Genomic DNA, 13,556 nt, shown 5'->3' on the forward strand with positions numbered 1-13,556 from the left:
CCTCGACGACGGCCGGATCAGGCGGACAGCGCGCCGCGGCCCTTGCGACGGCGAGCCGCCAGGATGGCCCGGCCGGCGCGGGTCCGCATGCGCAGGCGGAATCCGTGGACCCGGGCGCGGCGGCGGTTGTTCGGCTGGAAGGTGCGCTTACCCTTGCTCACGACTAACTTCTCCTGTTTCTCGGCCGCCGGGAACGGTTCGACCCGTTCCTGGCGTGTCGTGCTGACGCACGGCAGTCTCTGGTGTCTCCTACCAACGTGTGGCCTCGTCACGTCGAGCGACGACAACGTGGGCACGCGAAACGCCCCCGCTGTATACGGGAGACCTTACGAGGGTACGCACCCACCGCCCGGGCCCGGCAGGCACCCCCTCGACCACGGACCGCGACCGTACGTGGAGAGTGATCACCGACGACGCGAGGGCATCGAATGGCAACACGCCGTACACCGTGAAATGCTTGCGCGCGAGGACGCCTTGTGGCAACGAGCGGGGCTTGTTAGCGTGCCCCTCCCGGGTTTTCGCCGAGGTGGAACGGTGCAGGCGCCCGGGTGTCCTCACCGGATGTGGAGGCATCCCGTCGGCATACGACGATCCCGCAGGTGGCGTCACCGCGGGCCGCCGTACATTAGTGCACAGCTGTGGACAACTATGTGGATATTTGCTGTGCGCGCGAGCCGACCGGGCCATGATGACGCTCGACCCGGCGTTCGGGCCGCTGAGTGATCTCGCCGCAGCGCACCGACGAGGGGAGGGGAGTCAGGCAGGTGTCCGATCACCAGCACAATCTTGGCGTCATCTGGGAACAGGTCGTGCGCGAGCTGTCGGATGGCACCCTCTCCCCGCAGCAGCGCGCCTGGATGCGGGTGACCCGGCCGATCGGCCTCCTCGACGGCACCGCTCTGCTCGCCGCCCCCAGTGACTTCGCCAAGGAAGCGATCGAACGCGCCCTGCGCGGAGCGATCACCGAAGCCCTTTCGCGCCGGCTCGGCCGCGCGGTCTCGCTCGCGGTGAAGGTCGACAGCACCGAACCCCACACTTCGATGCCCCCGCCCTCGCCCGGCCCTCGCTACGAACCGACGTCACCCAGCCGGGTGGAAAACGGGTCCGGCCCGGTGTCGGGTACTCCTCCGCTGCCCGAGGGTGACGGCATGCTGTCCCCGACCAGGCCCCGGCCCGAGCCTCCGAAGCCGAGGCCGCCGAGGCAGCAGCCGGTGGACAACAGCCTCAATGATGGCGATGACAGCGATGAAGAAGTCGACGAAGAGGGCGAGGCCCTCGCCGCCGTGACCGAGATCTGGCCGACGTTCTCCGGTCAGCCGATCGCGGGCCAGCCCTACACCGCGCCGGCGCAGCCGCAGACGTCGAAGACGAAGCTCAACGAGAAGTACACGTTCGACACCTTCGTCATCGGTGCTTCGAACCGCTTCGCGCACGCGGCCGCGGTCGCCGTCGCCGAAGCACCGGCGCGCGCGTACAACCCGTTGTTCATCTGGGGAGAGTCCGGACTCGGGAAGACCCACCTGCTGCACGCGGTCGGGCACTACGCCCAGCGGCTGTTCCCCGGCATGCGCGTGCGGTACGTGTCGACCGAAGAGTTCACCAACGACTTCATCAACTCGCTGCGAGACGACCGCAAGGTCGCGTTCCAGCGCCGCTACCGCGACATCGACATCCTGCTCGTCGACGACATCCAGTTCCTGGAAGGCAAAGAAGGTACGCAGGAAGAGTTCTTCCACACCTTCAACACCCTCCACAACGCGAACAAGCAGATCGTCGTCTCCTCCGACCGCCCGCCGAAGCGCCTCGAAACGCTGGAAGACCGGCTGCGCACGCGGTTCGAGTGGGGCCTCATCACCGACATCCAGCCGCCGGAACTCGAAACGCGTATCGCGATCCTTCGCAAGAAGGCGGCGCAGGACCGGCTCGCGGTTCCCGGTGAGGTCCTGGAGTTCATCGCTTCGCGCGTCGAGGCGAACATCCGGGAACTCGAAGGCGCGCTCATCCGCGTCACCGCCTTCGCGTCGCTGAACCAGCAGCCCGTCGACGTGGCGCTCGCCGAGATCGTGCTCCGGGACCTCATCCCGGATTCGCACGCGCCGGAGATCACCGCGCCGACCATCATGGGCGTCACATCGGAGTTCTTCGACGTGACCCTCGACGACCTCTGCGGCCCCGGCAAGACGAAGGCGCTCGCGACCGCACGTCAGATCGCGATGTACCTCTGCCGCGAACTGACCGACATGTCGCTGCCGAAGATCGGACAGACCTTCGGCGGCCGCGACCACACCACTGTCATGCACGCGGACAAGAAGATCCGCAAGGAGATGGCCGAACGACGGCGCATCTACGACCAGGTCCAGGAGCTGACCTCCAGGATCAAGCAGCGCGCCCGGCAGTAATCCTCCAGTACACAACGCTTTCAGGGGCTCTCACCGTCCAGGTGGGAGCCCCTTATTCGTGTCCACATAGGCCCGAAACGCGTGTAGAGCCGCGAAGCACGGGTACACGAGCAGAAGCGGCGAAGGGCGCGAAGGAGGCGAAGCGCGCTTGAGTCGCCTTCGCGTTTTTCCTTGTGTACAAAGGAATCCACATGCTGTGGGCAGCTTGTGCACAACTCCGGCGGTCGGCGGACCAGCGGCGACGGGATTTTCGTCCACATCGCACTCACAGGCGATCCACAGCATTTCCACACCAAGATCCACACGCTGTCCCCAGGTTGCCCACATCTTGTGCACAAGGGTGATGCAGGCTGCACGGATCACTCTCCCGAGCGATTCCGGTCACGAACGGCGCCCACAACCCTGGGTACAAACCGCCCCACAACTGGGGATAACCGTGGGGACAACTGTGGATGACTGTGGACAGATCGAGCGCCGCCCGAATCCATCCACGGACGCACCGAGCTGTCCACCGTCCGTACACACCCTGAGTCCACAGGCTCAGAGGCGGCCGGACCTGCGCGAACGAGCCTTGTCCACACAATCCACAACGCCTATTACTACTGCTGTCTTTTCTTCTTCTCTAGAAGAGAACAAAACAAAAACAGGCGAAGGACGAATCTGGGGACAGCCGGTGAGCCGTGTCGTCTTGTCGACAAAAGCAAGGGGAGGCCGAGGTGACGCGGACCCCGGGGACGGCCTAACGTGGGTCCCTGCACCTGGTCTGCGTGTCGACGTGCGTTCGCGTCCTCGCACGGACCGAACACACCTGCGAGGCACCTGGCCATCGCGCTCTCCGGCCGAGGTGACCCGTTGAGCTTTCGAGCCGTCAGGGGCTCGGCTGTCGAAAGGAAGCGCGCATGAAGATCCGCGTCGAGCGTGACGGGCTGGCCGACGCCGTCGCGTGGGTGGCGAGAAGCCTCCCGTCGCGGCCTCCGGTCCCGGTTCTGGGCGGTGTCCTGCTCGATGCTGGATCCGACGGGACGAGTGACGCCCTCACCGTCTCCGGATTCGACTACGAGGTCTCCGCCACGGTCGGCGTCCCGGCCACCATCGCCGACGGCGGCCGTCTGCTGGTCTCCGGCCGTCTGCTGGCCGACATCACCAAGTCGCTGCCCGCGCAGCCGGTCGAGATCTCCGTCGACGGGGCCCGCGCGACCATCACCTGCGGTTCCGCGCGCTTCTCCCTGCCGACCATGCCGGTCGAGGACTACCCGCAGCTCCCGTCCCAGCCCGCCTTCGCCGGCGAACTCACCGGTGACGCGTTCGGCCAGGCCGTCACCCAGGTCGTCGTCGCCGCGGGCAAGGACGACACCCTCCCGATGCTGACCGGTATGCGTCTGGAGATCTCCGGCTCCTCGCTGACCCTGGTCGCCACCGACCGCTTCCGGCTCGCGATGCGCGAGTTCACCTGGGAGCCCGCCGAGGGGCTGTCCGACGCCGCCGTGCTCGTCCCGGCGCGCACGCTCGCCGAGGCCGCGAAGACGCTCGGCGCCAGCGGTGCCAAGATCCGGCTCGCGCTCGCCAGCGGCGAAGGCCTGCTCGGTCTCTCCGGTTCCGGTCGCTACACCACGACCCGCCTCCTCGACGCGGAGTTCCCGCCGTACCGGCAGCTGCTGCCCGCGCAGCACACGTCGCGCGCGGTCATCGAGGTCTCCGCGCTCGCCGAGTCCATCAAGCGTGTTTCGCTCGTCGCCGAGCGTGGCACCCAGGTGCGGCTGGAGTTCAACGACGGTTCGCTGCGGCTCTCCGCCGGCGGCGACGACGAGGGTTCGGCCGAAGAAGAGCTTCAGGTCGACTACGAGGGTGAGCCGGTGACCATCGCGTTCAACCCGGGTTACCTCGTCGACGGGCTCGGCGCGCTGAACGCGAACCGGGCGGAACTGACGTTCACCACCCCGAACCGGCCGGCGCTGATCAAGCCCGCCGACGAGGAGGGCAACGTCGTCCCCGGCTACCTGTACCTCCTGATGCCGGTTCGCCTCCCGGGCTGACCGGCCTCCACTTCTGTTCGCACCAAAGGGGATCTTCATGGCTCAGCTGGGACTCATCGGCCTCGGCAAAATGGGGTTCAACATGCGTGAGCGGCTGCGCGCGGCCGGTCACGAGGTGGTCGGCTACGACCGCAACCCCGACGTCACCGACTCCACCTCACTCGAGGACATGGTGTCCAAACTGGACGGTCCCAGGATCGTCTGGATCATGGTGCCCGCCGGTGAACCGACGCGGCAGACCGTCGCGGAGCTCGGCAACCTGCTGTCCGAGGGCGACCTCGTGATCGACGGCGGCAACTCGAAGTACACCGACGACCGGATCAACGCGGACCTGCTCGCCGCGAAGAAGATCGGCTACCTCGACTGCGGGGTTTCCGGTGGCGTGTGGGGCAAGGACAACGGCTACGGCCTGATGGTCGGCGGCGCGGCTTCGGACGTCGAGAAGGCCATGCCGATCTTCGACGCGCTTCGTCCCGAAGGTCCGCGTGACGAGGGCTTCTCGCACGCCGGGGCCGTCGGCTCGGGTCACTACGCGAAGATGATCCACAACGGCATCGAGTACGGCATGATGCAGGCCTTCGCCGAAGGCTTCGAGCTGCTGGAAGCCGCGAAGGTCGTCGAGAACGTGCCCGCGGTGATCAAGGGCTGGCAGCGGGGGACCGTCGTCCGCTCGTGGCTGCTCGACCTGCTGGTCCGCGCGCTCGACGAGGACCCGGAACTGGACGACCTCGAGGGCTACGTCGAGGATTCCGGCGAAGGCCGGTGGACGCTGGAAGAGGCGATCAACAACGCGGTCCCGGCGCCGGTCATCTCGGCCGCGCTGTTCGCCCGGTTCGCCTCGCGCCAGGAGGACTCCGCCGCGATGCGGGCCGTCGCCGCGCTGCGCAACCAGTTCGGCGGGCACTCGGTCAAGAAGGCCGGCGACTAGGCAAGCACTCAGTAAACAAGCAGGGTGTACTTAAGACATCTGCAGGTCACCGACTTCCGGTCCTGGCCACAAGCCGATCTCGCGCTCGAACCCGGCCCGACCGTCCTCGTCGGACAGAACGGCCGCGGCAAGACGAACCTCCTCGAGGCGATCGGCTACATCGCGACCCTGGGCTCGCACCGCGTCGCGACCGACGCGCCGTTGGTGCGGCACGGGTGCGAACGCGCGCTGATCAGGGTCGCGGTGGTCAACGAGGACCGCGAACTGACGGTCGAGCTGGAGATCACGCCCGGCAAGGCGAACCGCGCGCGGGTCAACCGCGGCGCGGTCGGCAAGCCGCGTGACGTGCTCGGGATCCTGCGCACGGTGCTGTTCTCCCCGGAGGACCTGGCACTCGTGCGCGGGGATCCCGGGGAGCGCCGTCGTTTCATGGACGAACTCCTCGTGCTGCGCGCTCCCCGGTACGCCGGGGTCCGCGCCGATTACGAGAAGGTGCTGAAACAGCGGAACGCTTTGCTCAAGACGGCAGGCAAGCGGCGTACGGGGCGCGAAGACCCGTACGCGTTGTCGACGCTCGACGTCTGGGACGACCACTTGTCGGTGGCGGGGGCCGCGTTGCTGGCGGCCCGGCTCAACCTGATCGCCGACCTCGCGCCGTACGCGGCCTCCGCGTACATGGGGGTCGCGCCCGATTCGAGACCGGCGAAGATCGCGTACAAGTCGAGCCTGGGCGAAGCGATGCCAGAGGGCTACGGCACTCCGGACGGTCCTCGCGCCGACCAAGCGGTCCTCAAAGAAGTGCTGGTCGAAGCGCTGAAACGGTCGCGGAACCTGGAGCTCGAACGCGGGGTGAGCATGGTCGGCCCGCACCGGGACGAGCTCGATCTCATCCTCGGCGAAGCACCGGCGAAGGGCTACGCGAGCCATGGGGAGTCCTGGTCGTTCGCCCTCGCGTTGCGTCTGGGAAGCTACGAGCTCCTGCGTGGCGAGGCCGGGGAACCGGTGCTTCTGCTGGATGATGTGTTCGCCGAGCTGGACCGGCGTCGCCGGGCCCGGCTGGCGGAGGTGGCGGCAGGCGCCGAGCAGGTGCTGGTGACCGCCGCCGTGGACGAGGACGTGCCCGCCGAACTGGCCGGACATCGCTTCCTCGTGGCGGATGGTGAGATCAACCGAGGGTGATCCCGCGAAGTGGACACCCCGGGTGATCGGCGCCACAGCAGTTGCCCACCGATCTGGGGACAAACCTGTGGACAGTGTGGATAACACCGTGAACGCGTTATCGCCCCGCGTGACCAAGGGGCCTGATAAGCGGCTTGACACCCCTCACGCGGGTGGTAACCCGAGTGAGGGAGCCTTGTTCGATACACGGAGTGATCGCCCCTCGGTATCGAACGGCTCAACCGATACCGAAAGCAAAGAACCGACTACGGGTCGTGATCTTGCTCGGGCGGCTCTGGACGCCGCGAAGGCCAAAGCGAAGGCCCGCGGGGTTGAACCGGGCGTGCGCCGCGGCCGTATCACCGGAGGGGGAGCCGGTTCGGTCGGCCAAAGCCCGCGACGTCGTCGCTGGTCAGGGCCGGGCGCCGACGCCCGCGACCCGCAACCGCTCGGCAGGCTCGCCTCCCGGATCGCCGTCGACCGCGGCTGGAACACGCGGCTGGCGAACGGTCAGGTCTTCGGCCACTGGGCCCGCCTGGTGGGTGAAGAGGTCGCCGAACACGCTCAGCCGGTGGCCTTGAAGGACGGCGAGCTGACCGTCCGCGCGAGTTCGACGGCGTGGGCGACACAGCTTCGCCTGCTTCAGGGGCAGCTGCTGGCGAAGATCGCCAAAGGCGTCGGGAACGGCGTGGTGAAGAAGATGCGGATCCAAGGGCCGACGGCGCCCAGCTGGCGGAAAGGGCCGCGGCACGTCCCGGGACGTGGCCCGCGTGACACGTACGGCTGACCCGAGTTGCGCTTCGCCGCGACAGTGCCCATTAAAGCGCCGAGAACGCCTTCAGAGTGCTTCGCGAACGTCAAGACTCTTCTTCGAACGAATTAGCGCGCCTGTGAGCAAATCAGGGGTGTCCTTGCCGCATGTCTGCGGACGCGGCCAAGTACACTGGGGATGAGCGAGCGTCCGCTCGGGCGAGACGAGGAGAATCAACGCCTGTGACCGAGAACAAGAGCGAGTACAACGCGTCGTCGATCACGGTGCTCGAAGGCCTCGAAGCCGTCCGCAAGCGTCCCGGTATGTACATCGGTTCCACCGGTGAACGCGGCCTCCACCACCTCGTCCAGGAGGTGGTCGACAACTCCGTCGACGAGGCGATGGCCGGCTACGCGACCAAGGTCGAGGTTACCTTGCTGGCCGACGGTGGCGTGTGCGTCGTCGACGACGGCCGCGGCATCCCGGTCGACATGCACCCCAAGGAGATGAAGCCGACCCTCGAGGTCGTGCTCACCGTGCTCCACGCGGGCGGCAAGTTCGACAGCGATTCCTACGCCGTCTCCGGTGGTCTGCACGGCGTCGGCGTCTCGGTGGTGAACGCGCTCTCGACCAAGCTCGTCGCCGAGGTCAAGTACGGCGGCCGCAGCTGGCGTCAGGAGTACACCGACCAGATCCCCGGCGAGCTGCAGGACCTGGGCCCGGCGACCGAGACCGGCACCACCATCACCTTCTGGGCCGACGGCGACATCTTCGAGACCACGACGTACAACTTCGAGACGATCTCCCGGCGTCTCCAGGAGATGGCCTTCCTCAACAAGGGCCTGACCCTTTCGCTGCGCGACGAGCGCGTCGCCGACGAAGAGACCGAAACGGACGCTTCCGGCCAGGCGGCGCGGGTCAAGGAGAAGACCTACTGCTACCCGGGCGGTCTCGAAGACTTCGTCAAGCACATCAACGGCAGCAAGGACCCGATCCACGCGTCCGTGATCTCCTTCGAGGCCAAGGGAACCGGCCTCGAGGTCGAGGTCGCCATGCAGTGGAACAACGGCTTCACGCCGTCGGTGTACACCTTCGCCAACACGATCAACACGCACGAGGGCGGCACGCACGAAGAGGGCTTCCGCGCCGCGCTCACCCGCGTCGTCAACGCGTACGCGCGCGAGAAGAAGCTGCTCAAGGAGAAGGACGCCAACCTCTCCGGTGACGACGTGCGCGAGGGACTCGCCGCGATCGTCTCGATCAAGCTCTCCGAGCCGCAGTTCGAAGGCCAGACCAAGACCAAGCTGGGCAACAGCGAGGCCAAGACGTTCGTGCAGCAGACCTCGAACGAATGGCTGGCCGACTGGTTCGAGCGCAATCCCACCGAGGCGAAGACGATCATCAACAAGTCGATCTCCTCGGCGCAGGCGCGGATGGCCGCCCGCAAGGCGCGGGACCTGGTCCGCCGCAAGGGCGCGCTGGAGATCGGCGGGCTGCCCGGCAAGCTCAAGGACTGCCGCTCGACCAACCCGTCGGAATGCGAGCTCTACATCGTCGAGGGTGACTCGGCGGGCGGTTCGGCCAAGGAAGGCCGCGACTCGATGTACCAGGCGATCCTGCCGATCCGGGGCAAGATCATCAACGTCGAGAAGGCCCGTATCGACCGCGTCCTCAAGAACACCGAGGTCCAGTCGCTGATCACCGCGCTCGGCACCGGTATCCACGAAGAGTTCGACATCGAGAAGCTGCGCTACCACAAGATCGTGCTGATGGCCGACGCCGACGTGGACGGCCAGCACATCACCACGCTGCTGCTCACCTTCCTGTTCCGGTTCATGCCCCCGCTGATCGAGCACGGGCACGTGTTCCTCTCGCGCCCGCCGCTGTACAAGATCAAGTGGCCGCGGCAGGAGCCGGAGTACGCGTACTCCGACCGGGAACGCGACGCCGTCATCCAGGCGGGTGTCGAGGCCGGCCGGAAGCTGCCGAAGGACGATGCGATCCAGCGCTACAAGGGTCTCGGCGAGATGAACGCCGAAGAGCTGTGGGAGACCACGATGGACCCGGCGAACCGGCTGCTCGGCCAGGTCACCCTGGACGACGCCGCGCAGGCCGACGACCTGTTCTCCGTCCTGATGGGCGAGGACGTCGAAGCGCGCCGTTCCTTCATCACGCGTAACGCCAAGGACGTGCGCTTCCTAGACGTCTGACGACGTCCCGCTCTTTTGTCCCCTTAGGACTGCTCCCACGAGAAGGACCTCATGACGGAAACCTTGCCGCCTGCTCCGGACCACGACCGGATCGAACCGGTCGACATCCAGCAGGAGATGCAGCGCTCCTACATCGACTACGCGATGAGCGTCATCGTGTCGCGGGCGCTGCCGGACGTGCGGGACGGCCTCAAGCCGGTGCACCGCCGCGTGCTGTACTCGATGTTCGACTCCGGCTTCCGCCCCGACCGCGGGTACAACAAGTGCTCCCGCGTCGTCGGCGACGTGATGGGCAACTACCACCCGCACGGTGACTCCGCGATCTACGACGCGCTGGTGCGGCTCGCCCAGCCGTGGTCGCTGCGGTACCCGCTGATCGACGGCCAGGGGAACTTCGGTTCGTCGGGCAACGACCCCGCCGCCGCCATGCGGTACACCGAGTCCCGGCTGGCGCATCTCGCGATGCACATGCTGCAGGACATCGAAGAAGAGACCGTCGACTTCTCCGACAACTACGACGGCCGCACCCAGGAGCCCGACGTCCTGCCGTCGCGGTTCCCGAACCTGCTGGTCAACGGTGGCTCCGGGATCGCGGTCGGGATGGCGACCAACATCCCGCCGCACAACCTGCGCGAGGTCGCCGACGGCGTCAAATGGGCGCTGGAGAACTTCGAAGCCAGCGACGACGAGCTGCTCGCCGCGCTGCTGGTCCGGATCAAGGGCCCGGACTTCCCGACCAAGGCGATGATCCTCGGCAACTCCGGGATCGAGGACGCCTACCGCACCGGCCGCGGTTCCGTGCGCATGCGCGCGGTCGTCGAGGTCGAGGAAGACGCCAAGGGCCGCACGATCCTGGTCGTGTCCGAGCTGCCGTACCAGGTCAACCCGGACAACCTGGTCGAGAACATCGCGAACCTGGTCCGCGACGGCAAGCTCACCGGTATCTCCGACATCGCCGACGAGTCCAACAGCCGCAGCGGGATGCGGATCGTCGTCACCATCAAACGTGACGCGGTCGCCAAGGTCGTGCTGAACAACCTGTACAAGCACACCCAGCTGCAGCAGAACTTCGGTGTCAACATGCTGGCACTGGTCGACGGCGTGCCCCGCACGCTGCGCCTGGACCAGATGATCCGGCACTACGTGAAGCACCAGATCGACGTCATCGTCCGCCGGACCCGGTACCGGCTGCGCAAGGCCGAGGAACGCGCCCACATCCTGCGCGGTCTGGTCAAGGCGCTGGACATGCTCGACGAGGTCATCGCCCTCATCAGGCGCTCGCCCTCGGCCGAAGAGGCCCGGCCCGCGCTGATGAGCCTGCTCGACGTCGACGAGATCCAGGCGACCGCGATCCTCGACATGCAGCTCCGCCGCCTCGCGGCACTGGAGCGGCAGCGGATCATCGACACCCTGGCCGAGATCGAACTCGAGATCGCCGACCTCAAGGACATCCTCGAGAAGCCCGAGCGGCAGCGCACGATCATCGCCGAGGAGCTCCAGGAGATCGTCGACAAGTACGGCGACGACCGGCGCACCAAGATCATCCCGTTCGACGGCGAGGTTTCGGTCGAAGACCTCATCGCCGTCGAGGACGTGGTCGTCACGATCACCCGCACGGGTTACGCCAAGCGAACGAAAACCGATCTGTACCGTTCGCAGAAACGCGGCGGCAAGGGCGTCCAGGGCGCGACCCTCAAACAGGACGACATCGTCCAGCACTTCTTCGTCTGCTCGACGCACGACTGGATCCTGTTCTTCACGAACAAGGGCCGCGTATACCGGGCGAAGGCGTACGACCTGCCCGAGGCCAACCGCAACGCGCGCGGCCAGCACGTCGCCAACCTGCTCGCGTTCCAGCCCGACGAGCAGATCGCCCAGGTCATCGAGATCCCGAACTACGAGGTCGCCCCGTACCTCGTGCTCGCGACCCGCCGCGGCCTGGTGAAGAAGACCAAGCTCACCGACTTCGACTCCAACCGCGCCGGCGGCCTCATCGCCGTCAACCTGCGCGAAGGCGACGAACTGGTCGGCGCGGTCCTCGCGGCCGCCGAGGACGACCTGCTCCTCGTGTCCGCGGAAGGCCAGTCGATCCGCTTCCACGCCACCGACGAAGCCCTGCGCCCGATGGGCCGCGCGACGTCCGGTGTGCTCGGCATGCGGTTCAACGACGGCGACGAACTGCTCGGCATCAACGTCGTCCAGCCCGACAAGTTCCTCCTCGTCGCCACCGGCGGCGGCTACGCCAAGCGCACCCCGACCGAGGACTACCCGGTCCAGGGCCGCGGCGGCAAGGGTGTGCTCACCATTCAGTACGACCAGAAACGTGGCAGGCTGGTGGGCGCGGTCATCGTCGACGCCGAAGACGAGCTCTACGCGATCACCTCCAGCGGCGGGGTGATCCGGACTTCGGCCGGACAGGTGCGCAAGGCGGGCAGGCAGACGAAGGGAGTGCGGCTGATGAATCTCGACGAAGGAACAACTCTTCTCGCGGTCGCACGCAACGCGGACGAGCCCTCAGACGTCGCCACTGCAGGTAGTGCTGAAGGAGAAGAAACCCCGGCGTCGGAGCAGGAATAGACGACGCCCCACGTACTGGGTAAGGACTGACACCTCGTGACATCATCCGAGAAGCCCGAAGCAGGCGGCGCGCAGGCGGGTTCTTCGAGCCCACCCTGGCAGCGTGACAGCGGCGCCGGGGAACCCGAAGGCTCCAGCGAGCAGACGGTCTCGGTGTCTTCGGTCGCCACCGAAGACGTGGCCCACTCGGAACAGAAGCGGGACGCGACAACCGTGACCGACTATCACGGGGTAAGCGGCACAGCCGCGAAGAGGCTCTTCGGCGACAGCGGAGAGGGCGAGCCCGCCCCCTCCGCCATCCCGTCGGCCTCCCGCACCCGTGCCGCCCCCACCGCGCTCCGCCGCCCTGGCCGCGGACCGCGTCGCGCCAGCCTGCAGATCAAACGCTTCGACCCCTGGTCGGTGCTGAAACTGTCCCTCGTCCTCGGCGTCGCGCTGTTCTTCGTATGGCTCGTCGCCGTCGGCGTCCTCTACACCGTCCTCGACGGCATGGGCGTCTGGGACAAACTCAACGGGACCTACTCGTCGCTCGTCGGCGGAGAAGGGGCCGACGCGCCGGCCGACCCGTTGATCAGCGCCGGCCGCGTCTTCGGGATCGCGGCCATCCTCGGCGCCATCAACATCGTGCTGATCTCGGCGCTGGCCACCGTCAGCGCCTTCATCTACAACGTCTCCGCCGACCTCGCCGGAGGCCTGGAAGTGACCCTTTCCGAACGAGAGTGACCCGGTTGCAGGGCGTCGAAAGACGTCCTGTAATCTTCTCCTCGTTCGGGCCCATAGCTCAGGCGGTTAGAGCGCTTCGCTGATAACGAAGAGGTCCCAGGTTCAAGTCCTGGTGGGCCCACCCGGTTGGCCCGGTCGTGTTTGTGGAAATCACAAACCGCGACCGGGCGTTTGTCATTTCTGGGGGTCGAACCCCCAGACCCCCGCCAGGGAGGGCTTCGCCCCCTGGCCCCCCACCTCGGCTCGGGCCCTGGCGGGCCCATTGCCGTGGGGCTCGGTTCCACGTGGAACGTGGTGCAGTAGCATCGGTGGGTAGGCGGAGCAACTCGGCGGAAAGAGGGGGCTTCTGATGAAGAAGCTGTTGGCACTCGCGGTCATCGCGGGCGGCGTGCTGTTCGTGATCAAGCGCAACAAGGCCGCCAAGGCCGAGGCCGACCTCTGGCGTGAGGCCACCGCTCCCACCGAGCGTCCGCTGGGATCCGCCTCCACCAACGGAAGCGCGCCGGCCAAGGCCGCGGACGCGTCCCGCAACAACTGATTTCGGCGCAGGCGGTTATCATGATCGCCTGCGATCCGGGGCTGTAGCTCAATTGGTAGAGCACTGCCTTTGCAAGGCAGGGGTCAGGGGTTCGATTCCCCTCAGCTCCACTCTGAAACCGAGAAGGCCACCCGTACCGCGGGTGGCCTTCTCGTTTCCACCAGAATGCGCGCATGGGTGTTCTCTTCGACTACTTCGCCGCGCCGGACAACGACGCCGCGGCCGCCACGATCGACCTC

At 66.9% G+C, this 13,556-nt stretch carries 10 protein-coding genes and 2 tRNA genes; 11 read left to right on the forward strand and 1 reads right to left on the reverse strand.

All coding sequences use genetic code 11. The features are described 5' to 3' along the window. Positions 1-17: 17 nt before the first annotated feature. Positions 18-161, reverse strand: a complete 144-nt coding sequence (gene rpmH, locus ACSMFO_RS39160) for a 50S ribosomal protein L34 (protein ID WP_005154511.1) — start codon at positions 159-161, stop codon at positions 18-20. A 603-nt stretch (positions 162-764) separates the two neighbouring features. Between rpmH and dnaA the strand changes: the two genes are divergently transcribed. From dnaA to ACSMFO_RS39215, 11 genes are all read left to right on the forward strand, one after another. Continuing rightward, the gene (dnaA, locus tag ACSMFO_RS39165) at positions 765-2,399 is read left to right on the forward strand and encodes a chromosomal replication initiator protein DnaA (RefSeq protein WP_038507005.1); all 1,635 of its coding nucleotides are present in this window, start codon (positions 765-767) and stop codon (positions 2,397-2,399) included. 899 nt (positions 2,400-3,298) lie between these two features. Further along, positions 3,299-4,432 (forward strand): DNA polymerase III subunit beta, encoded by a 1,134-nt coding sequence (gene dnaN, locus ACSMFO_RS39170; RefSeq protein WP_020632653.1) that lies wholly within the window; start codon positions 3,299-3,301, stop codon positions 4,430-4,432. Positions 4,433-4,469: 37 nt separating this feature from the next. Beyond that, positions 4,470-5,360, forward strand: coding sequence for a phosphogluconate dehydrogenase (NAD(+)-dependent, decarboxylating) (gene gnd / locus ACSMFO_RS39175; protein ID WP_016330461.1), 891 nt, complete (start codon positions 4,470-4,472; stop codon positions 5,358-5,360). A gap of 24 nt (positions 5,361-5,384) precedes the next feature. Then, positions 5,385-6,539: a DNA replication/repair protein RecF gene (gene recF, locus ACSMFO_RS39180; RefSeq protein ID WP_016330462.1), complete on the forward strand. Its 1,155-nt coding sequence runs from the start codon at positions 5,385-5,387 to the stop codon at positions 6,537-6,539. A 274-nt stretch (positions 6,540-6,813) separates the two neighbouring features. Continuing rightward, positions 6,814-7,305: a DciA family protein gene (locus tag ACSMFO_RS39185; protein ID WP_360083631.1), complete on the forward strand. Its 492-nt coding sequence runs from the start codon at positions 6,814-6,816 to the stop codon at positions 7,303-7,305. Positions 7,306-7,511: 206 nt separating this feature from the next. Continuing rightward, complete coding sequence (gene gyrB, locus ACSMFO_RS39190) at positions 7,512-9,479, forward strand: DNA topoisomerase (ATP-hydrolyzing) subunit B (protein WP_436462417.1); 1,968 nt, start codon at positions 7,512-7,514, stop codon at positions 9,477-9,479. Positions 9,480-9,530: 51 nt separating this feature from the next. Further along, entirely contained in the window at positions 9,531-12,056 is a 2,526-nt protein-coding gene (gene gyrA / locus ACSMFO_RS39195) for a DNA gyrase subunit A (protein ID WP_360120982.1), read from the forward strand. Between the two features lie 36 nt (positions 12,057-12,092). Next, positions 12,093-12,779 (forward strand): DUF3566 domain-containing protein, encoded by a 687-nt coding sequence (locus ACSMFO_RS39200; protein WP_436462418.1) that lies wholly within the window; start codon positions 12,093-12,095, stop codon positions 12,777-12,779. Between the two features lie 47 nt (positions 12,780-12,826). Next, positions 12,827-12,900 (forward strand) — tRNA-Ile (locus tag ACSMFO_RS39205). Positions 12,901-13,128: 228 nt separating this feature from the next. Beyond that, positions 13,129-13,317: a DLW-39 family protein gene (locus ACSMFO_RS39210; RefSeq protein ID WP_034321928.1), complete on the forward strand. Its 189-nt coding sequence runs from the start codon at positions 13,129-13,131 to the stop codon at positions 13,315-13,317. 37 nt (positions 13,318-13,354) lie between these two features. Then, positions 13,355-13,427: transfer RNA gene (locus ACSMFO_RS39215), tRNA-Ala, on the forward strand. Positions 13,428-13,556 lie beyond the last annotated feature (129 nt).

It is taken from the genome of Amycolatopsis sp. w19, from assembly GCF_051373225.1.
Lineage (GTDB): Bacteria > Actinomycetota > Actinomycetes > Mycobacteriales > Pseudonocardiaceae > Amycolatopsis > Amycolatopsis japonica.

What these genes read in the sequence shown, in the direction of transcription:
- dnaN (WP_020632653.1), top strand. Translation starts at nt 3,299, where the DNA reads ATGAAGATCCGCGTCGAGCGTGACGGGCTGGCCGACGCCGTCGCGTGG.
- gnd (WP_016330461.1), top strand. Translation starts at nt 4,470, where the DNA reads ATGGCTCAGCTGGGACTCATCGGCCTCGGCAAAATGGGGTTCAACATG.
- gyrA (WP_360120982.1), top strand. Translation starts at nt 9,531, where the DNA reads ATGACGGAAACCTTGCCGCCTGCTCCGGACCACGACCGGATCGAACCG.
- ACSMFO_RS39210 (WP_034321928.1), top strand. Translation starts at nt 13,129, where the DNA reads ATGAAGAAGCTGTTGGCACTCGCGGTCATCGCGGGCGGCGTGCTGTTC.